Genomic DNA, 25,639 nt, shown 5'->3' on the forward strand with positions numbered 1-25,639 from the left:
TTATTAGTTGCAAATTTACTTAAAATCTACTTTTTATCATCCTTTTTCATTTTAAAAACGAAAGTTTATTTAAATAATTTTAAAATAAATACCTTTGCACTCTTAAATCTGAATAATGTTCAAGAAAATACCGAATTACGTCAAATACATTTTTACAAATGTTTTATTTTTATTTATCTATATTTTACTTTTTAGAATCCTTTTTTATCAGTTTTTTGCGCAATTAGAAGGAGTTGCTACTTCTGAAGTTCAAAAAGCATTTTCGTTAGGTGTTCGTTTTGATTTAAAATTAGCCGTAATTACATTTTTACCTTTGGCAATCTTAATTCTAATTGTTAACTATCGTTTTTTTAAAACAAAAATTTACAAAAAAATTGCTAACTTATATTTAGTACTTGCATATTTAATACTTACCCTATTTTATCTTTTTGATTTTGGTTATTATGATTACTTAAGCATTCGACTAGATGCTTCCTCTCTCCGTTTTTTAAGTAATTTAGAAATTTCTAGTCAGGTTTTAGTGGAAAGTTATCCTATTTATAAAGGAATTTTTGGGCTTTTACTGCTATGCTTCCTAATTTTTAAATTGTCTAAATTTATTTATAACTCCTATTCGAGTCAGAGAAATACTATTTCAAAAAAAATAAAAGCCATCTATTTTATTAGTACAATCTTACTATTATCCTACGGAATTTACAATAGCATTACGCACTACCCTTTGCGTTGGAGTGAAGCTTTTTTCTCTAAAAAGAACGAAGTCAATCAATTTGCTTTGAATCCTGTTTTATACTTTTTCGATAGTTTTGCTTTTAGAAGTGAAGGCGTAAATATGGATAGTTTTAAAGCCTATTATCCTGTTATAGCTAAACAATTAAACTTACCAAAAGACAGTATTTCATTTGAAAGAAAAGTAGTTTTTGATTCCACATATACAAAAAAACCAAATGTAGTTATTGTTATGATGGAATCTGTTGGGGTAAAACCACTAAGTTATTACGGAAATGCTATAAATAGCTCTCCAAAAATAGATTCTATTATAAAAAAGAGTCTTAGCTTTTCTAATTTTTATGTTCATAAGGTAGGTACTGCCGCTAGTGTTTTTGCAACCATAACAGGTTTACCAGACATAGAAAATGTTAAAACAGCTTCTAGAAATCCATTAATTCAAGATCAGCGTATTATTTTTGATCAATTTAAAGGATATGAAAAATTATACTTTTTAGGAGGAAGTGCCAATTGGGCTAATATTAGAAGTATTTTTCAATCGAATATAAACGGATTACAAATATTTGAAGAAGGAAGTTACAAAACCGAAAAAAGAGCTGATGTTTGGGGGATTGATGATTATGAGTTATTTAATGAATCGAATAAAGTATTAAAAAAATTATCTAAAGAAGATAAACCTTTTATTGCTTTTATACAAACCGCCTCTAATCACATGCCTTTTACAGTGCCTGATCAAAAAGAAAGTTATACGCCTTTAAGTGAAGATGAAGTGAGTGATGATTTGTTAAAGAAATCTGGTTTTAAATCTGTTGCTCAATTAAATGCTTTAAGATATTTAGATTTTAACATTGCTAAATTTTTAGAAAGAGCTAAAAAATCTGGATACTATGACAACACCATTTTTGCGTTTTTTGGAGACCATAATACGTCTATGAAAAGGACCGATAAGTTTACCAAAGAATTTGACTTAAATATTCAAGCACAACATGTTCCTTTCTTTATTCATGCACCTAACTTAATTAAAATAGGAACAATTTCTAAGAATGGAAAACTAATAGATTTATTTCCAACAGTAGCTAGTTTGGCTAAAATAAATTATACAAACTATACACTTGGTAACAATTTATTAGATTCTATCCCTAAAAAAACAGCTTCTTTTGTGTATCTAAAAATTAATGGAGAACCTGCTGTAGGTTTACTACAAGATAGTTTATATTACTCTAAAACCGACATCAGTAAAACAACTGGGTTGTTTAATTTAAAAACAAAAGAAGTAAAAGATATTAAAGATACATATCCTTTAGTAGCGAAGAAAATGGATAGTTTATTGAGCGCTTATTATCATTCTACAAAATATTTATATTTTAACAATAAGAAAAAGAAGTAATTGGTTTTGTGATTTACTAATACTGCAATTTACGTAGTTTAATAAACCTTAAAGTTATTATAAACCCCTTAGATTTAAGATTGTAATCTTTGATGTAATAGACAGAATGGTAGGTAGAATATTCCTTACCGCCTATTGTTTATTAGTTTTAAAACAAATCTAAGGGTTTTAGTAATTTATAAAGCTTCCTTTGAGTCCTTATTTATTTACACTTTACATTTTTTTAAAAGATAATTCACAGAAAGAAAACACCTTACCTTTAAAATAAGATATTATAATTCTCCTAAAAAATGCATGTTAAAATAACTTGTATTTTAGATTTTTATCCTAAAAAAATCTCTTATCTATCTTCTTAAAAAAGAAATAGTAAATATTAGCCAAAGTAGCGCCAAGAATAATTCCGGCAGAAATATCAATAGGAAAATGTACACCTAAATACAATCTGCTATAAGCAAATATTAATGGCCAAAATAAAATAAAATAAATGTACTTGTATTTATCTTTTAAAAGAAGCACTACAAAAACAGAGAAAAATGTAGATGTTGTGGCGTGACCAGACGTAAAACTGTAACTCTGTGGATTTATTAAAGTTCTTAATAAATGCATTATTTCTGGGTCGTTATTCGGACGTAAACGTTGTACGTTATTTTTAATAAGGTTTGTAAATTGGTCTGAAAAAGCAACCAATAAAATCATGGAAAGAATCATGATTCCTCCACGTTTCCAACCATAACCTTTAATGGTTAGGTAGAAAATAAAGATAAACAATGGGCTCCAATAAATTTGATTGGTAATTACCAACCAAAAAGGATCCCATTGTTCACTTCCTAAATTGTTTAAAAAAACTAAAAGATTTTTATCTAAATGTATAAGATTATCTAACAAATTACTTTCCTATTTTTAAAACTTCAACTTCAAAAACTAAATCTGATTTTGCTGGGAAAGGACCGTATTTACCTTCTCCATACCCTAAATAATAAGGGATAAACAGTCGTGCTTTTTCGCCTTCATTCATGGTTAAAACACCTTCTTTAAAACCAGCAATCATAGGTCTTTGAGCATCATCTAACTGACAAACAAAAGGTTTTCCACTAGCATCTGAAGTAGATTGAATCTTTTTACCATCGGCCGTATACAAGGTATAATTAATAGACAAAGGTTTGTTATCAACTATCTTTTTACCCGAAGTTTTCTTTAATTTTAAAATTCTAAGTCCAGAAGATGTTTTTATAGCTTTACCTTCATCCATTTTAGCTAAAAACGCTTCTTTTTCAGTTAAGTAAGTAGCATATCTTGCTTTTTCAACTTCTTCTTCTGCTTTCTTTTTATCTTTTTCTGAATTTTCAAATGCATCCAATTGCGCATCAAAAACTTCAGCTGCGTTAAAATTACTTGCTTTAGTACCTAGTTTAAGAATCTTTACAGATAAAATAGTATCTTTTTGTACAATACTATTTACAACAGCCATTCTTGTAGAATCTATAGCCTTTTTTAACTGTAAAGAATCTTTAATTTTATTTTTTAATTCTTTTAATTGAAGAGAATTGATGGTTGTTTTACCAAAAACAGTATGCTTACCATCTAAATGCGGTATGGCTTTATGTGTAATAAAAAACTGGCTATTATTGGTTTCTGGTCCGGCATTTGCCATAGAAAGAATCCCTTTATCATCATGTCTGTACATTAAATTGCCATCTTCACTTTTCGGAAATTCATCTCCAAAAGTATAACCCGCATCTTTTCTTCCAGTAGCAGTAAAACCACCACCTTGAATTACAAAATTATCTACAACTCTATGAAAAATAATACCTTCATAAAAGTCTTTACCTTTTAAAGAATCTACTAACTTACTATTTGTTCCTTCTACAAGAGAAACAAAATTAGCAACTGTCATGGGTACATTTTCTGCATATAATTCTACTAAAATCGTTCCTTTGTTAGTTAAGATTTCAGCATAAACTCCATCCTTAAGTTCTTTATACTTTTCTGGAGTAGTACTGCATGCAGTTAATAAAACAACAAATGCTATTAAGTATTTTAAATTCTTCATAAAGGGTATTATTTTTTAATTTCTAATAACTCTACTTCAAAAATTAATGTAGAAAATGGTTTAATATCTGCACCTTGTTGTCTTGCTCCATAAGCTAATTCTTGAGGTATAAAAAATTTGTATTTAGAACCAACATTCATTAATTGCACACCTTCTGTCCATCCTTTAATTACTTGATTTAAACCAAATTCTGCAGGAGTACCTCTATCTACAGAGCTATCAAAAACTTTACCCTCTAAATTAGTACCATGGTAATGTACTTTAACTTTAGTTGTTGGTCCTGCTGGTTTTTCTCCTGTACCTTCTTTTAAAATAATGTATTGTAAACCACTAGCTGTAGTTACAACTCCTTTTTTAGTTTTGTTTTCAGCTAAAAAATCTTCACCTGCTTTTTTATTATCACCAAATTTAGTTTCTGCTTCCTTAGCTACTTTAGCTTGTTGTTCTTTCATTTGCTCTGCTTGCTTCTTTTGGAAGTAAGGGCTTATTACTTTCTGAATATCTTTAATATCTATTAATAAATTAGTAGAATCTAAACCATTTCTAATAGCCTGTGTAAGTACTTCTTGATTAACTTCTTCAAAACCAGACCTTAATTGACCAGACATACTTAAACCAATTGCATAACTAACAGAATCTATTTCTGTTTCTAAAGATTTAACTTCTTTTACTTGGTTACTACAAGAAACCATAGACGCAACGATTGCTACTGCTAAAACACTTTTTACTACTTTCATTTTTAATTATTTATATTGATTAATGTTACTGTACTTTTTATTGATTGATTAATTCCTATTTTATTTCCATCACCAGAAATACCAAAAGCATTATAAGACGGAATGACAAATGTAATGGTTTCTCCAACTTTCATCAACTTTATTCCGGCCTGAAGTGCAGAAATAAAATCTTCTTTATCTACTTGGTACTTTTTTTCACCTATTGCCGCTTTACTATAAATAATATGACCCTGTAAATCAGATATATTATATGCTATAGTTGCCACATCTCCTACTTTTGGCGTTGGTGTATTTTTTTCTATTTTATTGATATAAGTATACCAAAATCCATTTGGTGAAATTTGATACGTTTTAGTTGAATCTTTTTTAATTAACGCTACAATTTTATCTTCTTCAATTTTATTTAATCGAATAGACTTATTTATAGTTTCTTTTAAAATTGTGGTAGAATTTTTAGGATTTATTGGTCTTCTAGGTGCTACTTTAGAACAACCCCAACACAAAATAGTTGTAAGAATTAAAATTTTAATTTTCATAAGACGCTTCCAATTCTTTTTGATATTGTGGTAATAAGTTAACAAACTTGGTTACAGTTTCTGCCAACGATTCCTCAGACCTTCCTCCGGCTGCATTATCATGTCCACCTCCAGAAAAATGGTTTCTAGAAAACTGATTTACAGAAAAACGCCCTTTAGAACGGAAAGATATTTTTATAATTCCTTGCTCGCTGTCTTCAATAAAAATGGCTGCAAAAATGATTCCTTTTAAAGAAAGCGCATAATTTACAACACCTTCTGTATCTCCTTTTTGAAAATCGAATCTCTTTTTTTCTTCCGAAGTTAAGGTAATATAAGCCGTTTTATATTTTGGTAAAATTTGTAAATTACTTAATGCTTGTCCCAATAATAACAATCTATTATAAGAATTTGCATCGTATACATTGTTATGTATTTTATCGTTTTCAGCACCTTTATCTATTAAATCTGCAATAATTCTGTGTGTTGTACTTGTAGTAGATCTAAAGCGAAAAGACCCAGTATCTGTCATAATACCTGTATATAAACAAGTAGCTATTGCGGCATCAATTAAATCTAAATCGTTATTCATTTCTATAAATTGATACACCATTTGACTTGTAGAACAAATAGTAACATCAGAATACATATATTTTACATCATCTGGTTGTTGATGATGATCTATCATAGCAAAATCTTTAGGATATTTTTCTAACGTTTTTTGCATATCAGAACCTACTCTATGCAACGTATTAAAGTCTAAAAGAAAAATAAGATCTGATGCTTTTATTGCTTTTTGAGATTGATTATTTTGCCAATCGAAACGATATGTGGTATCAGACCCTGGCAACCAATGTAAAAATTCTGGATATTCATTCGGTACAACAACAGTTGCATTGTGTCCTTTTTTATCTAAATAATGCTTTAAAGCCAATGTAGAACCCATAGCATCTCCATCCGGATTTCTATGTCCTACAATTACAATATTTCTCGATTTATCAAGAAATATTTTTAAGTCTTCAAATCCTTTTAAAATCATAAGCTGCGAAGATACAATTTAATAACATTGTTCAAAATATTATTTCTTTTACATTTGTGTTAAAACAAAACCATTTAGTCTTGAAAAATTTAACAAACTTTATTTACCTTTTAGTTACAATTGCTCTCGTTTCTTGCTCGTCCTCTAAAAACTCTAATCATAGTAACACCAATGATTTTACCATTGCTTTTGGATCTTGTAATAAACAATATCTAGAAAATATTTTATGGAAAGAAATCAAAAAAAACAAACCAAATTTATGGATTTGGGGAGGTGACAACATTTATTCGGATACACATAACATGGACACATTAAGAAATGATTACTTAACATTAAGAAAGCAAAAGGGGTATTTAGACTTGGTAGAAAATATACCTGTTATGGCTACTTGGGATGATCATGATTATGGACTAAATGATAGCGGTGTAGAATCGCCAACAAAAAAAGAAGCGCAACAAATTTTCTTAGATTTTTTTAATGTTGATAAAACAAGCCCTCGAAGGCTACAGGAAGGCGTTTATCATTCAGAAGTTTTTAATACAACAAAAGGAAGTATTAAAGTTATTGTTTTAGATACTAGATACTTTAGAAGTGCTTTAACAAAAGATACCAAAAATTCTAAAAGATTTACACCAAACACTAGCGAAAAAGGAACTATTTTAGGAGAAACGCAATGGGAATGGTTTATAAAAGAATTAAACACCTCTAAAGCAGATTTTAATATCATTACAAGTAGTATTCAGGTATTAGCTGCAGAGCATGGTTTTGAAACTTGGGGAAATTTCCCAAATGAAGTTGATAAATTAAAACAAACAATTATTAAAAGTAAAGCAAAAGGTGTTTTATTACTTTCTGGAGATAGACATATTTCTGAATTTTCTAAAACAGCAGTCCCAAACCTTTCGTACCCACTTATAGATTTCACTTCTAGCGGACTTACTCACTCTTATAGTGATTTTACTAAGGAAACCAATAAATATAGAGTGCAAAATGTAGTCTCTAAAATTAGTTTTGGGCTTTTAAAATTCAATTTTAAGAAAAAAGAAATCACTATGGAAATGCGAGGTAAAAACAACAAATTACAGCAAGAATTAACACAAGTTTACCCTTAACTTGCAGTTAACATTAAATAATGTATTTTTGCAAAAATATAAAAAATAGAATGGCAACAAATAGAACATTTACAATGCTTAAACCAGATGCTGTAGAAAACGGACATACTGGTGCTATCTTAGAAAAAATTAACGCTGCAGGATTTAGAATTGTAGCAGTTAAAAAAACTCAAATGACAAAAGCAGATGCAGAAACTTTTTATGCTGTGCATAATGAGCGTCCGTTTTTTGGAGAATTAGTAGAGTTCATGACACGTGGACCAATCGTTGCTGCAATCTTAGAAAAAGAGAATGCTGTAGAAGATTTTAGAACTTTAATTGGCGCTACAAACCCAGCAGATGCTGCAGAAGGAACTATTAGAAAATTGTATGCAACTTCTATGGGAGAAAATGCAGTACATGGTTCTGATTCTGATGAAAATGCAGAAATTGAAGGAAACTTTCATTTTTCTGGAAGAGAGCAATTTTAAGAATTTTAAAATTCTTAATAAAATATTTTAAAAAGACTCGTAACATAATTGTTACGAGTCTTTTTCGTTTAAAAATGAATACTTTTTTTATCAACCTAAACTTATTACATATTCTCATAGCAACTAGCTATTTTTATATTCAGACACAAAAAATTAATTCAACACCACCAAGACCTAATCTTTTTAAGACGCTTACTTTTTAAAAAAGTTTTTTTCATTTTAACCTTCTGCCTTAAAACCAATATATTTCGCTAACTTCTAATTTAAATCAGTAAAACAAACGTTGTATCATTTAAGTTAGAGTACGTAAAAAAAACAAATATGAAATATTTAATAACCTTATTCATTATTATTGGGCTTGCAAGCTGTAAGAATGCTAAAAAAGCAAATTCAGAATATAATCGGAAAGCCGTAGAATTGAACAATAATGCTTTAAAGCTTTCAATAGATTCTAAAAAAGACAGTGCTTTAACTTTATACAACAAAGCTATTGAACTTGATAACAGTTACTATTTACCACATTTAAACAAGATTAGAGTTTATTTAGAGATGAAAGAATACGAAAAAGCTCTGTATGAAAGTGAAATGGTAATAAAGAAAAAACCTAAATTAGCAGAAGGTTGGTTTTTTGCTGGACTTTTAAATGAACACCAAGGGAATAATAAAAAAGCGAATACTTATTATAAGAAAAGTATTAAAATTTTCACAGACAGAATTAATAATCCTGATAACCTAAAGGATATTAATGCTAATAAATTGAATAGAGCATTATCAAAGAAATTTATGGGAGACGAATCTTATCTTGAAGACTTTAAAGAACTAGAGAAGATGAAGGATTATTCTTTTTTAGTTCACCAATTCAAAAACAAGACCAACCAAATGATCATGAAAGAATTGATAAAATAAGACATCTTCCACAAATAGAAAGGTAAAAAAATAGGTGAGACCATAATACTTTCATGGAAACTTTTATTTCTATGATGGAATAAAAGTTTTCATATTCACTTTCTACGCCAAAAACTTTAATTTAGCTAACTTCTAAACTAAATCATTAAACTGAAAATTACATAAGGAAGGTTACTTTCCATATGTAACAAAATCTCTAAAAAAGAATGGAAACTAAGAAAATACTTATAATACTAGGAATAATACTATTTGTTCTTATTGGTTTATTTTACATCTATGCCAAAGGATTGGGTTCAATGTATGCTCTTGGGAATAAGCCTGATGAAAGTCCTTTTTATATAACAACCAAACCTATAGTGGTTAAAAATATACTTTTGCCAAAAGGAACGAAAATCAGCTATAAGAAAAACTACTTTTGGCAAAAATATGAGCAAAAAGAACTACTTAATGAAAAAAACATTAAAGAGATTTCTTTTCCAGAAGTAATAAATTGGGGAGGAGTTCCAATTACTTCTATTTTAAAATTTTTTAATCCAGAAATGAAAGGTTTTAGTGTTTATGCTGATTTTAATAGATTAGATAAAAACAAAGAAACCCAATTTTCTAATTTATGGAAAAGTTGTAGTAGTAAATTACAAATAAGTGTGCAAGACACTGACGATTGGTCTTTTAATAAAAAAAATATTTCGGATATTGAATCTTGTAGTGTAAATTATCAAAGATATTTTAGTGAAGATGAAAAGCAACAAAAATTTTTGAATGACTTGCTTAGTGAAATGATGAAGATAAAAAAGTAAAAAAATAACGAACAAGCCCTAAGGTTTTAAAAACAATAAAGAATAGAAAAGGTCTTCTTAAACTGAAAAATATTCTTTTCAATCTAAACGCGATTCTTTTAATAGAACGTTGAGAAAAACTCTACACCAATAACAATTTAGAAATTACACCGTCGCCAATTTCCTCATTCATCATTTTAATAATTTTTTCTTTTCCATAACTTAACTCTTCCCGTAAAACAGAAGAGTTTAATTGAATAACCAAAGTTTTGTTTTGCAATTTCACAGAAACTGTATGATTGGCAACTCCAGGCCCCATCATTTTATTCCAAGTTTCTTCTGCTTTTATTTTTTGCATTCCCCTACTCAAGTTATTTTCCTTGATAAAACTTTTCATTAAATCTTCTATTGAAAAGGAATCGTTTTCTCTTTTTGCCATTATATGTAGCTTTTTACTTTTTACTATTTGCCCTTTGCTAATTGTTGTTTGAATAAAAAGACTTCGACAAGCTCTGTCTAATATTCGTAAAATAAATTGAATTTTGAAATCATGAAACTTCTTCGTCATTACGAATCAAACTTTTTTTGCTTGATATAGTAATCTCATTATTGTATCAAATAAACATTTTATCAATTTTTATCAGATTCATTTTTAAAGTTTTGATTTGAAACTTACAATTTAAAAATCTGATACTCTTTACTTCCTTGCTTTAATATATTTTCGGTTCTTTCAAAATGAGTGTCTGTTATAAATATTTGTCCAAATTCATCATTATTTACCAAATCTATTATTTGAGACACCCTATTTTCATCTAATTTATCAAAAATATCATCTAATAATAAGATAGGAATCACCTTCGATTGTTGTTTGATAAACTCAAACTGCGCCAATTTTAATGCAATTAAATACGATTTTTGCTGTCCTTGTGAGCCAAACTTTTTAATAGGATAATCGCCAATATCAAAACTTAAATCATCTTTATGTATGCCAGAAGTGGTGTATTGTATAATCTTATCTTTTACCAATGATTTTTGCAATAAATCCTGCATTTCAAAATCATGTAACTGACTCTTATAAAATAAATTAACACGTTCTTTATCTCCAGATATAATTTGATATTTTTCATTAAAAATAGGGATAAACTCTTCTAAAAATTTTTTTCTAACCTCATAAATTCGACTTCCATATTCAGAAAGTTGCTCATCATAAACACTTAAATTTAAAGCATCAAAAGTTCTATTAGCTGCAAAATATTTTAATAATGCGTTTCGCTGACTCAATACCTTATTATACGACAATAAATCTTTTAAATAAGTTTTATTTTGCTGAGAAATTACACCATCTATAAATTTTCTCCTCGTATCACTCCCCTCCGTTACCAAATCTCTATCTGCAGGCGAAATAATAACCAAAGGCAACTGACCAATATGCTCAGAAAACTTCTCGTAACTTTTTCCGTTTCTTTTTAAGACTTTCTTTTGTCCTTTTTTAAGACTGCAGACTATTTTTTCATTTCTATCATTTAAAAGATAGTCTCCTTCTATCATAAAAAACCCTTCTCCATGCCTAATATTCTGAACTGCGACAGAATTAAAATAACTTTTTGTAAAAGACAAGTAATAAATAGCATCTAAAACATTGGTTTTTCCAATACCGTTATTACCTACAAAGCAATTTATTTTCTGTTGAAAATCAAAAGATTGCGACTCAATATTTTTAAAATTGAGTAAAGAAATTTTCTTTAAATACATGAATAAAATTTGATATTGAAAACGTTTTGCAAATTATTGAAAATTTAGCGAATTATCCGCTTTTAAAATCCAATTAAAAAAACTATTTTTGTCGCCACTAATTTTTAAGGAAATAATGGCAACATACAAGAAAAAATATAAGGCAGAAAGTAAAAAAGTAGAAAATCAAATTGATGAATCAGAATTTGAAACAGCTGGAGTATTACATACTTTAGATGAAACAGCTTCTAAATCAGAACAATGGATTGAAAAGAATAACAAACCTTTGTTTTTAACTTTAATAGCAATTGTTGTTATCTTCTTAGGATATTTAGGATATAATAAATATGTGTCTGAACCAAATGAAACAGAAGCTTCTAATGAATTAGCTTTTCCTAGAAAATATTTTGATGAAGCTGCCATTGCAGGTACCGGAATAGATTCTTTGTTAACTTTAGGTTTAGAAGGTGCAGATGGTAAATATGGTTTTTTAGACATTGCAGATTCTTTTAGCGGAACAGATGCTGGAAATTTAGCAAACTATTATGCTGGTGTTTCTTACTTACAAATGAAGAAATACGACAAAGCAATTGAGTATTTAAGTAAATTTAATTCTGATGATGAATTATTAGGACCTGTTTCTATAGGTGCTATTGGTGATGCTTTTGCAGATATTAATCAACCAGAAGATGCTTTAGAATATTATGAAAAAGCAGCGAATAAAAAAAGTAATGAATTTACTGCTCCATTATACTTATTTAAAGCAGGACAAACTGCTATGGAATTAAAGAATTTTGGTAAAGCAGAAACATTATTTACAAAAATTAAAGAAAACTATTCTAAATCTGACCAAGGTAGAGATATAGAAAAATATATAGCAGCTGCAAAATACGCTAACTAAAATAGTCTGCAGTTCTCAGTCCACCAGTAAGCTGTTGCAGTAGGCCGTAACTTACTAGATACTGAAACTAAAAACTTAAAACTTAATAAAAATGGCTACTACCAATTTATCAGTTTACGATAAAACAACAATCCCAAATGCGAAATCTTTTCGATTTGGGATTGTTGTTTCTGAATGGAATCCAGAAATTACAGAGAATTTACAAAAAGGCGCAATTGAAACTTTATTAGATTGTGGAGCAACTAAAGAAAACATTATTTCTTGGAATGTTCCTGGAAGTTTTGAATTGGTTTATGGCTGCAAAAAAATGATTGCAACACAACAAGTAGATGCTATTATTGCCATTGGTAATGTAATACAAGGAGAAACAAAACATTTCGATTTTGTTTGTGAAGGTGTTACCCAAGGTATTGTAGATTTAAATGTAAAGCATGATGTTCCTGTAATTTTCTGTGTTTTAACAGATAACACAAAACAACAATCTTTAGATAGATCTGGCGGTAAATTAGGTAATAAAGGAACCGAATGTGCTGTAGCAGCGATAAAAATGGCTGCACTTAAAAACATTGATACTTCTACAGAAAGTATTGGATATTAATTAACACCTACCCTGCAATGTTTTAGAAACCTTGCAGGATAGGTATTCTTAAATTCTTAAATAATTTCTAAGTTTTTATAGTTAAAGGATTATAGCTTTATGTTATTTCTCCCTTTGGTAGAAATAACAAAACTTTATGTGAAATTAATTGACCCCTCGTGTCTTCTGACAGTTTTAAGAACTCTTTTAACATCTTTTTTTGAAGAATTACTTTTAATTCTGTAAATTTGAAATACTTATATAAGTTGGTATAATCCTTGATTTATTCAAGAAATTATAAACCAATAATACTAAAACTATGGGATTTTTAAAACGTACTAATAAAAAATTTGATTACCAACCTCGCTTCTACAAGGGAGAAGGAAGTCCTTTTAAAATTGAACATAAATTAGATCAATTTAGATCTACTACTGGTAAAAATAAAGGGATTAAAGGTAAATTTGGTGACGCTATTGACGATCTAAAAAACTCAGATAAAAGCGTAAACAAAACACTTTTTATTATCATCGCAATTTTGGTACTTATCTTTTTGTACATCATAGATTTCGATTTATCTATTTTCAATAAAAATTAATGTCGGATATTATTCAACTATTACCAGATCATGTTGCAAACCAAATTGCTGCAGGAGAAGTCGTTCAACGTCCTGCTTCTGTAGTAAAAGAGTTATTAGAAAATGCAATCGATGCAGGTGCTACCAACATAAAACTATTATTAAAAGATGCTGGAAAAACGTTAATTCAAGTAATTGATAACGGAAAAGGAATGAGCGCTACAGATGCTAGAATGAGTTTTGAGCGTCATGCAACTTCTAAAATTCAAAAAGCAGAAGATTTATTTAACCTTAGCACAAAAGGTTTTAGAGGAGAAGCTTTGGCTTCTATTGCAGCAATTGCTCATGTAGAGTTAAAAACAAAACAAGACAACGAAGAACTGGGTACTTGTATAAAAATTGAAGGAAGTAAAATTGTATCACAAGATTTTATTTCTACCAGTAAAGGAACAAGTATTGCTGTAAAAAATTTATTTTACAATATTCCTGCTAGAAGAAATTTTTTAAAATCGGATACTGTAGAAACGCGTCATATTATAGATGAATTTCAAAGAGTAGCATTAGCGCATCCAACTATTGCTTTTTTAATGCATCATAACAATAATGAAGTGTATCATTTAAAAAGCAGTAATTTAAGAAAACGAATTGTGAGTGTTTTCGGTACTAAAATGAATGAAAAATTAGTTCCCATAAATGAACAAACAGATATTGTTGGTATAGAAGGTTTTGTTGCAAAACCAGAATTTTCTAAAAGAAAAAGAGGAGAACAATTCTTTTTTGTAAATGATCGTTTTATAAAAAGTTCTTATTTAAATCATGCAGTTGTAAATGCCTTTGATGGTTTGTTAGAACAGGGATCGCATCCCTCCTACTTTTTGTATTTAACCGTACCTGCAAACACTATTGACATCAATATACATCCCACAAAAACGGAGATAAAGTTTGATAATGAAAAAGCATTGTACGCCATGTTAAGAGCCACTGTAAAGCACAGTTTAGGGCAGTACAATGTAGCGCCTCTTTTAGATTTTAATAGAGATGCTAATTTAGACACTCCTTATGAGTTTAATACAAAAACAAAACCGACTTCTACTCCTAGAATATCTGTAGATCCAGATTTTAATCCGTTTAAAGAAGAGGCTAGTAAAGAAATTCATACGCCGTTTAAAAGAGAACCACAAACCCAAAGTTGGGAGTCTTTATACACTTCAGTTGCTATTACAGATGAAGAAAAACAGTCTGAATTATTTGACAATCAGCAAGAAATAAAAACACAAAAAACGTTTCAAATTCAACGTAAATATTTACTAAGTTCTATAAAGTCTGGTGTTGTTTTAATAAATCAATCTTTAGCACATCAGCGTATTTTATACGAAGATTTCTTAGAAAGTATTACCGTAAAAGAAGCCAATAGTCAGCAATTATTATTTCCGGTTAAAATCTCTTATACATCTGCAGAAATAGAAATGATTTATACCATAAAAACCGAATTAGAAAATGCAGGTTTTTCTTTTGATGAATTTACAAAAGATAGTGTTACTATAAAAGGAATTCCGGTTTCCGTTACAGAAAGTAAAATAACTATTATATTAGAAGAATTATTAAGTGATATAGATTTAGAAGTGCCAGACGCTAGTTTTAGTCATTTTGACGTAATGGCTAAATCATTTGCAAAAACATTGTCTATAAAAACAGGAACTCAACTTTCTGAAAGAGAACAAGAAGGCTTGGTAAATGATTTATTTTCTTGCAAAGAACCTACTGTTTCTCCTTTTGGAAAACCCACTTTTAAAACACTAACATTAAACGAAATAGATAATCTATTTAACAGTTAAAAATGAATAATAAACTTACAGATGCTATAAAACATTTAATTATTATAAATGTAATTTTATTTGTTGCTCCACAACTTTTAAAAATAGATTTAACAAATGTTTTGGCTTTACATTTTCCTAAAAATGAACATTTCGGAATTTGGCAATATGTAACTCACATGTTTATGCATGGTAGTTTTGGTCATATATTATTTAATATGTATGGTTTATGGGCTTTTGGAACACCTTTAGAACAAATGTGGGGAAAAAAGAAGTTTATATTCTTCTATTTTTCTGCCGGAATTGGAGCAGGAGTTATTTATACTTTAGTTAATTATTATCAATTTAATGGAATATACGATCAACTTATAGCATTAGGATTAAATGCTTCAGATATTCAAAACATATTAAATAGTGGTAGTTATAATGATTCTCTTATTACCCTTTCTAGCGAAACTATGAATAAATTTTACAGCTTATATCATACTCCTGCAATTGGAGCTTCTGGAGCAGTGTATGGGGTTTTAGTTGCCTTTGGAATGTATTTTAAAGACGCAAAATTGGCTTTAATATTTTTCCCTGTTCCTATTGCTGCAAAGTACTTTATTCCTGTTATTATTTTAGGTGATTTGTTTTTTGGAATGACAAAGTATTCTATTGGAAATATAGCACACTTTGCTCATGTTGGTGGTGCTTTAATAGGCTTTATTATTGCCTGGTATTGGAAAAAAAATCAATTTAAATCAAGTTAATGAGTTTTATAGATGAAATAAAAAACCGCTATAAAAGTGGAAATATCGTAGAAAAATTAATCTACGTAAATATTGCTGTTTTTGTTTTTACCTTATTAGTTTCTGTTTTTCAAGATTTGTATAAAGGAGAAATAAATTGGGTAGTAGAATGGTTTTCTTTAGATGATAACTTATCTTCTATACTTACAAAACCATGGACTATTATTACTTATGGATTTTTGCATGCAGACTTTTTACATATTCTTTTAAATCTAATCACCTTATTTTTTGTTGGAAATCTATTTATAGAATATTTTACACAAAAACAATTATTAACTTTTTACTTATTAGGAACTCTTTTTGGTGGAATTTTATTCATTTTAAGCCAAAATTATTTTCCCTTATTTCAAGGACAATCTTCTATGTTAGTAGGGGCTTCCGCAGGAATTTCAGCCATTTTTATAGGCATAACCACCTACATGCCTAATTATCAATTAAAAATACGCTTTATTGGTTTTGTAAAACTTTGGCACCTTGCTGCCATTTGGGTTGGTTTAGATATTTTAGCCTTATCCGGAGGTAATGCAGGAGGACATTTTGCTCATTTAGGCGGCGCATTATTCGGTTTTTTTTACGTTAAGAAAGCGGCAAATAAAGAAATAAAAATTTGGGAGTATTTTTCTTCCTTTTTTTCATCAAAACAGAAACCTTTAAAAACGGTATACAAAGCTCCTAAAAAGACTGCTAATTCAAGTAATAATAACAATTTAAATCAGCAGCAAATAGATAGTATTTTAGATAAAATTAGTAAATCTGGTTATGATACTTTAACCAAAGCCGAGAAAGAATTTTTGTTTAAACAAGGAAGAAAATAACATGAAGAAATTATCGCTTTTTGACAAGGTTATATACACTATAAATGGGCTATTGGCTTCAATTTTATTGCTGTCTTATTTTCTACGTTATATCTCTCCAAAAACGTTACCTGTTTTTGTTGTTTTAAGTACTTTTATCCCTTTACTAATTATAATTAATATAATTTTTGTCTTTTATTGGTTAATAAAACTAAAAAAACAACTTTTATTATCTTCTTTAGTTTTAATAATAGGATTCTTTTTCTCTACTCCTCTTTTTAAAATTTCTAGTAAAACCTCAGCTTTAAATAATGATTTAAAGGTAATGTCTTATAATGTTAAATCTTTTGATCTTTTTATAAAAAAAGATTCTAAAGGTAAAGAGCTAAATGGTTTTGAATTTATTAAAGTTAAAGATCCCGACATTTTAGTAGTTCAAGAATTTTACAAATCTAAAAAAGTAAATATTTCATTTCCCTATAAATATATTAGGCTAGGGCAAAAAAACCATAAATATGGAATGGCCATTTATTCTAAATATAAAATAATAAATTCTGGTTCTTTCGATTTTAAAAACACGGTTAATAATATAATTTTTGCGGATATTGTAAAGGATAAAGACACTATAAGAATCTATGGTACACATTTAGAATCTCTTGGAATAAGACCGCATGAAGAAAATTTTGGTCAAAAAAATTCAGAAAAACTATTAAGAAGAGTTACAAATTCCTTTAAAAAACAAGCAGAACAGACAGAACTCTTTTTAGCCCATGAAAAAGAATGGAAAGGCAAAAAAATTGTTTGTGGAGATTTTAATAACACATCATATTCTTGGGTTTACAACCAAATTTCTAGAGGTAAAAAAGATGCTTTTATAGATGCAGGTAAAGGATTTGGAAAAAGTTTTGATTACCCTTTTCCCATGAGGATAGATTTTATTTTAACAGATAATACAGCAACAATAAATCAATTTAAAACATATACAGAAAAATACTCCGATCACTATCCTATAATGGCAAGAATTAATTGGTAGATTTATTTATACTTAACAAATACTTTAATTTACTTTTCAACCCCATATTTACGTTCAATTATAAATACAATTTATATTTTGTTTCAGGAAGCTTTAGATCATCACTAATAAATTTCTTTACTACCGTAAAGCCATTTTTTTCTAATATTTTTGCCGAAGCTTTATTCTTATCCACAACATAGCCTACAATTTTTTTTATTCCAATTTTCTTACAATAAGAAATTAACCCAACACAAACTTCTGTTCCAAAACCATAACCCCATAACTTTTCTAAAAATCGGTATCCAATTTCATCATCTAAATTGTCTTTTACCAGGGCAACTGTTCCTATAAATTGATTGTCTATTTTTCTAATGATTGCGTAAATCCAAAAATCATTTTTTTGCTGATAATATCTTAAAATTAAAGAATTTAATTCTCCTTTATTTTCAATAAATGTTTTTGGTGTACCTGTAGCATATTTTAGAACATTAGCATTACTCTCAAGTTCATGAAATGCATCTAAATCTTCCAAAATTAGTCTTCTAATAATTAACCTTTCCGTTTCAAAAATCATCAATAATGTCGTACTTTTGCTCTTACTAAACTGTTTAATACAGTATTTGTAAATATACAATTAGAACTTTAAGAAATATATCCTTTTTTTTAAAGTTTTGTTTTTTAGTTAAACAAACTTATTAGAATGAATGCAGAAAAAAAAGTTGCCTTTTACACTTTAGGATGCAAATTAAATTTTTCGGAAACATCTACAATTGCTCGTAATTTTGTGAGTGAAGGTTTTGAACGTGTAGATTTTGAAGAAAAAGCAGATGTTTATGTTATAAACACCTGTTCCGTTACAGATAATGCCGATAAACGCTTTAAAACCATTGTAAAAAATGCTTTAAAGAAAAATGATGATGCCTTTTTAATTGCTGTTGGTTGTTATGCGCAATTAAAACCAGAGGAACTAGCTGCAGTAGATGGTGTAGATTTAGTTTTAGGAGCAACAGAAAAATTTAATGTTACAAGTTATATAAACGACTTAACTAAAAATAATATTGGTGAAGTTCACTCTTGTGAAATTTCTGATGCAGATTTTTATGTGGGCTCTTATTCCATAGGAGATAGAACTCGAGCCTTTTTAAAAGTGCAAGATGGTTGCGATTATAAATGTACGTATTGTACAATACCTTTAGCTCGTGGAATTTCTAGAAGTGATACTTTAGAAAATGTGATTGAAAATGCCAAAGAAATATCATCTAAAGGAATTAAAGAAATCGTTTTAACTGGCGTTAATATTGGTGATTATGGTAAAGGTGAATTTGGTAATAAAAAGCACGAACATACTTTCTTAGAATTAGTAAAAGAATTAGATAAAGTTGAGGGCATTCATCGTTTACGAATTTCATCAATAGAACCTAATTTATTAAAAGATGAAACCATTGATTTTGTATCAAAATCAAATTCCTTTGTACCTCATTTTCACATACCTCTACAATCTGGTAGTGATGAATTACTAAGGAAAATGAAACGTAGGTATTTAACCAATACGTATACAAATAGAGTTTCTAAAATTAAAGAAGTAATGCCTAATGCTTGTATTGGTGTAGATGTTATTGTAGGTTTTCCTGGTGAAACGGATGAACTCTTTTTAGACACCTACAACTATTTAAATGAAATGGATATTTCATATTTACATGTTTTTACATATTCGGAAAGGCCTAACACAGAAGCTGTTCTTTTAGACGGTGTTATACCTAAAAAAGTACGTGCAAAGCGTAGTAAAATGTTACGTGGTTTATCTGCTAAAAAAAGGCGTGCTTTTTATGAAAGTCAATTAGGAAATACATTAACTGTTTTGTTTGAAAACGAAAATAAAGAAGGTTTTATAAACGGTTTTACAGAAAATTACGTTAAAGTTAAAACACCTTGGAATCCGGAGTTAGTGAATACATTACACACTATAACACTTACCAAAATTGATGAAGATGGTCTTGTAAGATTTAATTTTGATAAAAATAAAATTACAGCGTAAAAAATATTATTTCTATAAAACATGAAAAAAATTGCTATTTACCTAGTACCTGGATTAGCTGCTGGACCAGAAATTTTTGAAAACTTAGAATTACCAAAAGACAAATATGAAATTCATTATTTAAAATGGATAACGCCTGTAGCACAAGAAGAAACGATTGCTAACTATGCCATGAGAATGTGTGAAGAAGTTAAAACAGAAAACCCTGTTTTAATTGGTGTTTCTTTTGGGGGAATTATGGTGCAAGAAATGAGTAAATATTTAGACACGAAAAAAGTTATTATCGTTTCTAGTGTAAAACATCATCAAGAACTTCCAAAAAGGTTTCGAGTAGTAAAATTCACAAAAGCATATAAATTTTTTCCAACAAAAGTTGTTTCTAATTTTGAAGATTACGCTCAATATTTTTTAGGAAAATCTTTAAAAAAGAGAGCAGATATTTATAAAAAATATCTTTCGGTTAGAAGTAAATTATACTTAAACTGGTCTATAGGTACTATTATTAGATGGGAACAAACAGAAAAAAACACAAACATAACTCATATTCATGGTACAGATGATCATGTGTTTCCTATTAAAAATATAGATAATTGTATAGAGATTAAAGGCGGAAGCCACATTATGATTATCACGAAAGCAAAAAAAATATCTAAAATTATTGATGCTATTTTAACTTCTTAAAACCAGCATATTTCCTTCTTTTTAAATAACTAAAAAATTTAATATTATGAATAAATCCTTCCGTTTCCTTTCGCTATTTTGCGTACTAATAGTAGCTTTCTTGTTTTATAACGCTATTAATAAAAATGAAACTGACCCTAAAACTAGTACATCTAAAACTTATAAAATAAAAGCTTTAAAACTTCCTGCAAATTTAAATCTTGCCGGAGAAAGAGTTCCTGTAGAAATACCAGATGTTAAAGAAAGAATGGAAAGAGAATTATTAGTAAATACCTATTGGCAATCTAATGGGTTGTTACTTATAAAAAGAGCTAATAAATACTTTCCTATTTTAGAGCCTTTACTTAAAAAATATGGTTTGCCAGACGATTTTAAATTTTTAGCCTTGGCAGAAAGTGCTTTTATAGATGAAACCTCTAATGTAGGTGCTGCAGGTATGTGGCATTTTATGAAGGCTACAGGAAAAGAATATGGTTTAGAAATAAATAGTAACGTAGATGAACGTTATGATATTGAAAAATCTACAAGAGTTGCTGCAGAATATTTAATAAAATCTAAAGAACGTTTTAACTCTTGGACCTTAGCTGCTGCTGCTTACAATGCAGGAAATTATGGAGTTAGTAAACGACTAGAAACCCAAGAAGTAGATAATTATTATGATGCTAAACTACCTGATGAGACAGAAAGATATGTTTTAAGAATTATTGCGCTAAAAGAAGTAATTTCTAACCCTAGAAAATATGGATTTGTTTTTGAAAATGAAGACTTATATACCTTGGCAGCAACTAGAACTATAAAAGTTGACACCGCAATTTCTAATATTACTCATTTTGCTAAAAAATTCGGAATGAATTATAAAGAATTTAAAATATACAATCCTTGGCTAAGAGAGAACAAACTGAACAATAAGAGTAGAAAAGTATACGAAATTAAAATACCTGTAAATTAAGAATCCTATTATTCAATAATATTTTTAATTCTACCCACCAAACCAGATTCTAACTGAACTTTAATTCCATACGGATGGTTTTGAGATTTAGTTAGAATTTTTGCAATTACGCCTTCTGTTAACTCCCCACTTCTTTGATGTGGTTTTTGTACAATTTCTACAAATAACCCAATCTTAACATTTTTTCGTTGTCTACCGTCAATCATACATAAAGTTTTAAAGTACTAAAATAAAAAAAGCCTATCAAAATTTGATAGGCTTTTAGATAAAAATTTAACTAGTAATAAATATATATTATAATACTCTTACGTTTACTGCGTTTAATCCTTTTTTTCCATCTTGTAAGTCAAATTCAACTTCATCGTTTTCACGAATTTCGTCAATTAATCCAGACACATGTACAAAATGTTCTTTGTTTGATCCTTCTTCAGTGATAAATCCAAATCCTTTAGATTCATTGAAAAATTTTACGGTACCTTTATTCATAATAAAAAAATATAATGTTGTTAAATTAATTCCTAACAACGTTTATTGAATTGCAAATGTAATGCCAAAAAACAACAAACAGAACAAAATATTTAAAATATTTTTAAAAAAAAGCACTATAAACTAATAATCAACGAATTAACTAAGTTAAATTCATCAATTATCTCTTTAAAAACGTCTTTAACAGGAATTATTTCATGAATTAAACCAGCAATTTGACCAATTTCTAACTCCCCTTCCTCTAAATCTCCCTCAAACATTCCTTTTTTAGATCTTGCTCTTCCTAATAATTCTATAAGATTTTTTTTAGATGGATTTTGTTTATACAATTTTTGTACATCATTATAAAATTTATTTTTCACCAAACGTACAGGAGCCAACTCTTTTAAAGTTAAATAAGTATCCCCATCTTTAACATCAATAATAGTATTTTTAAAATTTATGTGTGCAGAAGATTCTACTGTTGCTGCAAATCTACTTCCTATTTGCACTCCATCCGCTCCTAAAACCATAGCAGCCAACATTCCTCTACCGGTTCCTATTCCACCAGCTGCAATTACAGGTATTTTAACTTGTTCTTTTACCATAGGTATAAGTGTAAAAGTGGTCGTTTCTTCTCTCCCATTATGTCCGCCTGCTTCAAAACCTTCACAAACAATAGCGTCTACACCTGCTGCCTCGGCTTTTAAAGCAAACTTTACAGAACTCACTACATGCACAACTGTAATTCCTTTTTCCTTTAAAAATTTAGTCCACGTTTTTGGATTTCCTGCAGAAGTAAAAACAATTTTCACACCTTCTTCCACTATAATATCCATAAGTTTTTCAATTTCAGGATACAACATTGGCACATTTACTCCAAAAGGTTTAGAAGTCGCTTTTTTACATTTTATAATATGTTCTCTTAAAACATCTGGATACATAGAACCTGCACCAATTAAACCTAAGCCACCAGCATTAGAAACTGCAGAAGCTAATCTCCAACCAGACACCCAAACCATTCCTCCTTGAACAATTGGGTATTTTACTTTAAAAAGTTCCGTGATTTTATTTTTCATTATTTTTTTATCAACTTTATTGTTTTATGTTGATTTCCTTTTGAAATCTTTAAGATATAAACACCTTTATTTAAAAAAGAAATATCAACAGACTTAGAATTCGAATCTAATTTCTCTAGAACTTTTTTTCCTAGAACCGTGTATATCTGAATTGTATAATTATTTAAACTGTCTGTAGATACTAGAAACTCACTTTCGGCAGGGTTTGGAAATATTTTAAAGTTGATAATCTCATTGTTTAACACGGATAAACTAGCAATATAACTATTCAAAGCCACCTCAAAATTCGGAATTCCATATCCATATTGGTCCGTAGGATTATTAAATTTATCCGCAGATTCATAAATAGCTTGTTTTAAATAAGTATTAAAATTATCTGTAGCTGTTTTTGATGATGATTTCAACAAATTACCTTCATGCTGATTTAGGCACGCAATTAAACCTGCCATAATAGGCGATGAAAAAGAGGTTCCGCTAGATGCTGTACTTATTTCTCCTGTATAATAATTTATAACGGTAGAATTTTGACCTTTCGCCAAAATTTCTGGTTTTATTCTTCCATCGGAAGTTGGTCCAAAAGAACTAAAACTAGCAATATTACCAGAAAAATCTACCGCTCCAACACTTATTACAGAAGCTGAGTCTGCAGGTGCTCCCATATATTTCCATGTTTTATCTCCATCATTACCTACCGAATTTACTAAAAGCATGCCACGAGAAGCACCTATTTCTGCTCCTCTAGAAATAAAGGTTGTTTTACCATCCATGTCTGCGTAAGAATAATTGTAATTAGGATTATCAAAAGTGGTATATCCTAGAGAAGTATTAATAACATCTACCCCAATACTATCTGCCCTTTCAGCTGCTTCTACCCATAAAGTTTCCTCTAAAGGAACTTCTACTGCTCCGTTTTCTGTTCTAAACAAATAAAACGAAGCATCTGGGGCAGCACCCACAAATTCGTTTTCTATATAACCACCAATGGTAGACAAAACATTTGTTCCGTGGCTATCGCCCGTATAAAAATCAGTACTTCTTTCAACAAAATCATAACCTCCTAATATTTGACCATTATCTCTAATTCTACTAAAAGCATCTAAGGTATTTACATTAGGAAAACCGGCATCTATAATAGCTATTATTTGCCCCTCACCTGTTAAACCTTGCTGATGTAAATAATCTCCATTTAACATTTTAATTTGATTATCGGTAGCACCATAATCAAAATCAATAAAGGTTTCATTCAGCTTATTATAATGATTAGGTGTTATTTTTTTTCCTTTTGATTTTCCGTTTAAATTTAAAGATTTATTAGCAAACTCAATATGATCTATAAAATTATATGTGGATCGTAAATTATTAATAGCACTTATTTCTCCTTGAATGTGAATCGCATTTAGCCATTTAGATTTCCCTAAAACAGCAATGTTTACATCATTTTTAAGTTGGCTGTAGTACGCTTCTTCAACAGGAACATCTTTAGAATCTAAAGAAATATTTAGTTTAGATCTTCTATCTAATGCTCTTTGAGAAAGCATTGTTAAGGGGGTTTCTAAAAAAGAAGTTTCACTTGGTTTATCTTTTAAAAAAAGCCAAGCATCTTCTTGTGCTGTAATTTGAATAAAAGTACTTAAAAATAAAAAAAGTAGTAATTTCTTCATATTCCGAAATTACTACTTTTTAACGATTTTAAAATAATTTATATCAATGCTTTTTTGTATTATTTAATATAATCGGGACTTTTAGCGGGAATTTAACTTTTCTATTTGCTATAATAGCAGGTTCCATATCTTCTACATTACTAAAATAATCAATTATTTTTTCTTCAAAAACAACATCTAACTTTGGAGTAATCTGAATATTTTTAATTTTTCCAGATTCATTTATAAAAAATTTTACTAAAAAATTAGTGCTAAAACCTTCTTTCTTTAAATCGGATAATAGTTCTTGTCTTAATTTTGATTTAAAAGCTTCGTCTCCTCGTTTATAGGTTGGTTTTCTAAATAAAATCAACTTTTCATTTAAAACATTTCCTTTTTCATCCCATAAATTGTACTTTAATACTTTGCCTTTTTTAAAAACAATTCTAGCTCTATTATTTTCTTGATCATCTAAATAATTCCAAACTCCTTCTTTTTTTCCATTAAGAAAATATCCATTTGTAATATTTTGTCCGTTATCATTAAAATACGTATAAACACCTTCCTTTTTTCCTTTGGAATTGTATTCTTGAATAGATTTTAAATTTCCTTTTTCATCAAACGTCTTAAAAACACCTATTCTTGTTTTAAGATTTTTCTCTTTAAAAGAACCTTGAAGTTTCATTTTTCCACTTCCAAAGTAAACTGTGCCTAACCAAGAAGAATCTTTTTCAACAATTGTTTGAATGTATGTTGCTTGTTCTTTCTTTATTTTCTTATAGTTTCTGTCTAAATAATTTACAACAGAATCTTTTTGAGAAAAAGTTGATACAGAAACCAGGAAACAAAACAATAATAAAAACTTCTTTTTCATA

General features: G+C 28.8%; 28 protein-coding genes. 15 read left to right on the forward strand and 13 right to left on the reverse strand.

Annotated elements, in window-relative coordinates; all coding sequences use genetic code 11:
• Positions 1 to 115: 115 nt before the first annotated feature.
• Positions 116 to 2,113, forward strand: coding sequence for an LTA synthase family protein (locus tag JOP69_RS05235; protein ID WP_203392149.1), 1,998 nt, complete (start codon positions 116 to 118; stop codon positions 2,111 to 2,113).
• A 327-nt stretch (positions 2,114 to 2,440) separates the two neighbouring features.
• Here JOP69_RS05235 and JOP69_RS05240 read toward each other — a convergent pair whose 3' ends face one another.
• Genes JOP69_RS05240 through JOP69_RS05260 form a run of 5 tightly spaced genes read right to left on the reverse strand, consistent with a single transcriptional unit; the run spans position 2,441 to position 6,454 of the window.
• Complete coding sequence (locus JOP69_RS05240; protein ID WP_203392148.1) at positions 2,441 to 2,998, reverse strand: phosphatase PAP2 family protein; 558 nt, start codon at positions 2,996 to 2,998, stop codon at positions 2,441 to 2,443.
• Between the two features lies 1 nt (position 2,999).
• Complete coding sequence (locus JOP69_RS05245; protein ID WP_203392147.1) at positions 3,000 to 4,163, reverse strand: peptidylprolyl isomerase; 1,164 nt, start codon at positions 4,161 to 4,163, stop codon at positions 3,000 to 3,002.
• An 8-nt stretch (positions 4,164 to 4,171) separates the two neighbouring features.
• The gene (locus JOP69_RS05250) at positions 4,172 to 4,900 is read right to left on the reverse strand and encodes an FKBP-type peptidyl-prolyl cis-trans isomerase (RefSeq protein WP_203392146.1); all 729 of its coding nucleotides are present in this window, start codon (positions 4,898 to 4,900) and stop codon (positions 4,172 to 4,174) included.
• A 2-nt stretch (positions 4,901 to 4,902) separates the two neighbouring features.
• On the reverse strand, positions 4,903 to 5,436 hold the full coding sequence (gldI, locus tag JOP69_RS05255; RefSeq protein WP_203392145.1) for a gliding motility-associated peptidyl-prolyl isomerase GldI: 534 nt from the start codon (positions 5,434 to 5,436) through the stop codon (positions 4,903 to 4,905).
• On the reverse strand, positions 5,426 to 6,454 hold the full coding sequence (locus tag JOP69_RS05260; protein WP_203392144.1) for a bifunctional oligoribonuclease/PAP phosphatase NrnA: 1,029 nt from the start codon (positions 6,452 to 6,454) through the stop codon (positions 5,426 to 5,428). Before JOP69_RS05260 ends, gldI begins: the two co-directional genes overlap by 11 nt.
• An 80-nt stretch (positions 6,455 to 6,534) precedes the next feature.
• Here JOP69_RS05260 and JOP69_RS05265 point away from each other — a divergent pair, with 80 nt between their 5' ends.
• The 4 genes from JOP69_RS05265 to JOP69_RS05280 all read left to right on the forward strand — a co-directional run bounded on the left by JOP69_RS05265 (position 6,535) and on the right by JOP69_RS05280 (position 9,739).
• Complete coding sequence (locus JOP69_RS05265) at positions 6,535 to 7,566, forward strand: alkaline phosphatase D family protein (RefSeq protein WP_203392143.1); 1,032 nt, start codon at positions 6,535 to 6,537, stop codon at positions 7,564 to 7,566.
• Positions 7,567 to 7,616: 50 nt separating this feature from the next.
• Complete coding sequence (locus JOP69_RS05270; protein ID WP_203392142.1) at positions 7,617 to 8,036, forward strand: nucleoside-diphosphate kinase; 420 nt, start codon at positions 7,617 to 7,619, stop codon at positions 8,034 to 8,036.
• A gap of 321 nt (positions 8,037 to 8,357) precedes the next feature.
• Complete coding sequence (locus JOP69_RS05275; protein WP_203392141.1) at positions 8,358 to 8,942, forward strand: tetratricopeptide repeat protein; 585 nt, start codon at positions 8,358 to 8,360, stop codon at positions 8,940 to 8,942.
• Positions 8,943 to 9,148: 206 nt separating this feature from the next.
• A complete protein-coding gene (locus tag JOP69_RS05280) occupies positions 9,149 to 9,739 on the forward strand; it encodes a hypothetical protein (protein ID WP_203392140.1) in 591 nt (196 codons plus the stop codon).
• Positions 9,740 to 9,860: 121 nt separating this feature from the next.
• On the opposite strand, the gene JOP69_RS05285 is transcribed toward JOP69_RS05280, so the two are convergent.
• Positions 9,861 to 10,157 carry a DUF721 domain-containing protein gene (locus JOP69_RS05285; protein ID WP_203392139.1) on the reverse strand — a complete coding sequence of 99 codons (297 nt, stop codon included), beginning with the start codon at positions 10,155 to 10,157 and terminating at the stop codon, positions 9,861 to 9,863.
• A gap of 233 nt (positions 10,158 to 10,390) precedes the next feature.
• Positions 10,391 to 11,470 carry a DNA replication/repair protein RecF gene (locus JOP69_RS05290; RefSeq protein ID WP_203392138.1) on the reverse strand — a complete coding sequence of 360 codons (1,080 nt, stop codon included), beginning with the start codon at positions 11,468 to 11,470 and terminating at the stop codon, positions 10,391 to 10,393.
• Positions 11,471 to 11,558: 88 nt separating this feature from the next.
• Between JOP69_RS05290 and JOP69_RS05295 the strand changes: the two genes are divergently transcribed.
• The 7 genes from JOP69_RS05295 (at position 11,559) to JOP69_RS05325 (ending at position 17,933) form a co-directional block, all read left to right on the forward strand.
• A complete protein-coding gene (locus JOP69_RS05295) occupies positions 11,559 to 12,350 on the forward strand; it encodes a tol-pal system YbgF family protein (RefSeq protein WP_252191197.1) in 792 nt (263 codons plus the stop codon).
• A 91-nt stretch (positions 12,351 to 12,441) separates the two neighbouring features.
• The gene (ribH, locus tag JOP69_RS05300) at positions 12,442 to 12,948 is read left to right on the forward strand and encodes a 6,7-dimethyl-8-ribityllumazine synthase (RefSeq protein WP_203392137.1); all 507 of its coding nucleotides are present in this window, start codon (positions 12,442 to 12,444) and stop codon (positions 12,946 to 12,948) included.
• Positions 12,949 to 13,246: 298 nt separating this feature from the next.
• A complete protein-coding gene (locus JOP69_RS05305; protein ID WP_203392136.1) occupies positions 13,247 to 13,522 on the forward strand; it encodes a riboflavin synthase subunit beta in 276 nt (91 codons plus the stop codon).
• On the forward strand, positions 13,522 to 15,336 hold the full coding sequence (gene mutL, locus JOP69_RS05310) for a DNA mismatch repair endonuclease MutL (RefSeq protein ID WP_203392135.1): 1,815 nt from the start codon (positions 13,522 to 13,524) through the stop codon (positions 15,334 to 15,336). Before JOP69_RS05305 ends, mutL begins: the two co-directional genes overlap by 1 nt.
• 2 nt (positions 15,337 to 15,338) lie before the next feature.
• Positions 15,339 to 16,067 carry a rhomboid family intramembrane serine protease gene (locus JOP69_RS05315; protein WP_203392134.1) on the forward strand — a complete coding sequence of 243 codons (729 nt, stop codon included), beginning with the start codon at positions 15,339 to 15,341 and terminating at the stop codon, positions 16,065 to 16,067.
• Entirely contained in the window at positions 16,067 to 16,921 is an 855-nt protein-coding gene (locus JOP69_RS05320; RefSeq protein ID WP_203392133.1) for a rhomboid family intramembrane serine protease, read from the forward strand. Before JOP69_RS05315 ends, JOP69_RS05320 begins: the two co-directional genes overlap by 1 nt.
• Position 16,922: 1 nt before the next feature.
• Complete coding sequence (locus JOP69_RS05325; protein WP_203392132.1) at positions 16,923 to 17,933, forward strand: endonuclease/exonuclease/phosphatase family protein; 1,011 nt, start codon at positions 16,923 to 16,925, stop codon at positions 17,931 to 17,933.
• Positions 17,934 to 17,991: 58 nt separating this feature from the next.
• On the opposite strand, the gene JOP69_RS05330 is transcribed toward JOP69_RS05325, so the two are convergent.
• On the reverse strand, positions 17,992 to 18,489 hold the full coding sequence (locus JOP69_RS05330; RefSeq protein ID WP_203392131.1) for a GNAT family N-acetyltransferase: 498 nt from the start codon (positions 18,487 to 18,489) through the stop codon (positions 17,992 to 17,994).
• Positions 18,490 to 18,615: 126 nt separating this feature from the next.
• Here JOP69_RS05330 and mtaB point away from each other — a divergent pair, with 126 nt between their 5' ends.
• From mtaB to JOP69_RS05345, 3 genes are read left to right on the forward strand one after another with little or no spacing between them, the layout of a single operon-like run.
• The gene (gene mtaB, locus JOP69_RS05335) at positions 18,616 to 19,950 is read left to right on the forward strand and encodes a tRNA (N(6)-L-threonylcarbamoyladenosine(37)-C(2))-methylthiotransferase MtaB (protein WP_203392130.1); all 1,335 of its coding nucleotides are present in this window, start codon (positions 18,616 to 18,618) and stop codon (positions 19,948 to 19,950) included.
• A gap of 21 nt (positions 19,951 to 19,971) precedes the next feature.
• Positions 19,972 to 20,631 (forward strand): alpha/beta hydrolase, encoded by a 660-nt coding sequence (locus JOP69_RS05340; RefSeq protein WP_203392129.1) that lies wholly within the window; start codon positions 19,972 to 19,974, stop codon positions 20,629 to 20,631.
• A gap of 46 nt (positions 20,632 to 20,677) precedes the next feature.
• Positions 20,678 to 21,580, forward strand: coding sequence for a lytic transglycosylase domain-containing protein (locus tag JOP69_RS05345; protein ID WP_203392128.1), 903 nt, complete (start codon positions 20,678 to 20,680; stop codon positions 21,578 to 21,580).
• An 8-nt stretch (positions 21,581 to 21,588) separates the two neighbouring features.
• Here JOP69_RS05345 and JOP69_RS05350 read toward each other — a convergent pair whose 3' ends face one another.
• The 5 genes from JOP69_RS05350 to JOP69_RS05370 form a co-directional block, all read right to left on the reverse strand.
• Positions 21,589 to 21,786, reverse strand: coding sequence for a YwbE family protein (locus JOP69_RS05350; protein ID WP_284041439.1), 198 nt, complete (start codon positions 21,784 to 21,786; stop codon positions 21,589 to 21,591).
• An 88-nt stretch (positions 21,787 to 21,874) separates the two neighbouring features.
• Positions 21,875 to 22,066, reverse strand: a complete 192-nt coding sequence (locus tag JOP69_RS05355; RefSeq protein WP_018943662.1) for a cold-shock protein — start codon at positions 22,064 to 22,066, stop codon at positions 21,875 to 21,877.
• A gap of 116 nt (positions 22,067 to 22,182) precedes the next feature.
• Positions 22,183 to 23,124: a nitronate monooxygenase family protein gene (locus tag JOP69_RS05360; protein ID WP_203392127.1), complete on the reverse strand. Its 942-nt coding sequence runs from the start codon at positions 23,122 to 23,124 to the stop codon at positions 22,183 to 22,185.
• Positions 23,124 to 24,785, reverse strand: a complete 1,662-nt coding sequence (locus JOP69_RS05365) for a S8 family serine peptidase (protein ID WP_203392126.1) — start codon at positions 24,783 to 24,785, stop codon at positions 23,124 to 23,126. Before JOP69_RS05365 ends, JOP69_RS05360 begins: the two co-directional genes overlap by 1 nt.
• A 43-nt stretch (positions 24,786 to 24,828) precedes the next feature.
• The gene (locus JOP69_RS05370) at positions 24,829 to 25,638 is read right to left on the reverse strand and encodes a toxin-antitoxin system YwqK family antitoxin (RefSeq protein ID WP_203392125.1); all 810 of its coding nucleotides are present in this window, start codon (positions 25,636 to 25,638) and stop codon (positions 24,829 to 24,831) included.
• Between the last annotated feature and the right edge of the window lies 1 nt (position 25,639).

The sequence above is a fragment of the Polaribacter sp. Q13 genome (genome assembly GCF_016858305.2).
GTDB lineage: Bacteria > Bacteroidota > Bacteroidia > Flavobacteriales > Flavobacteriaceae > Polaribacter.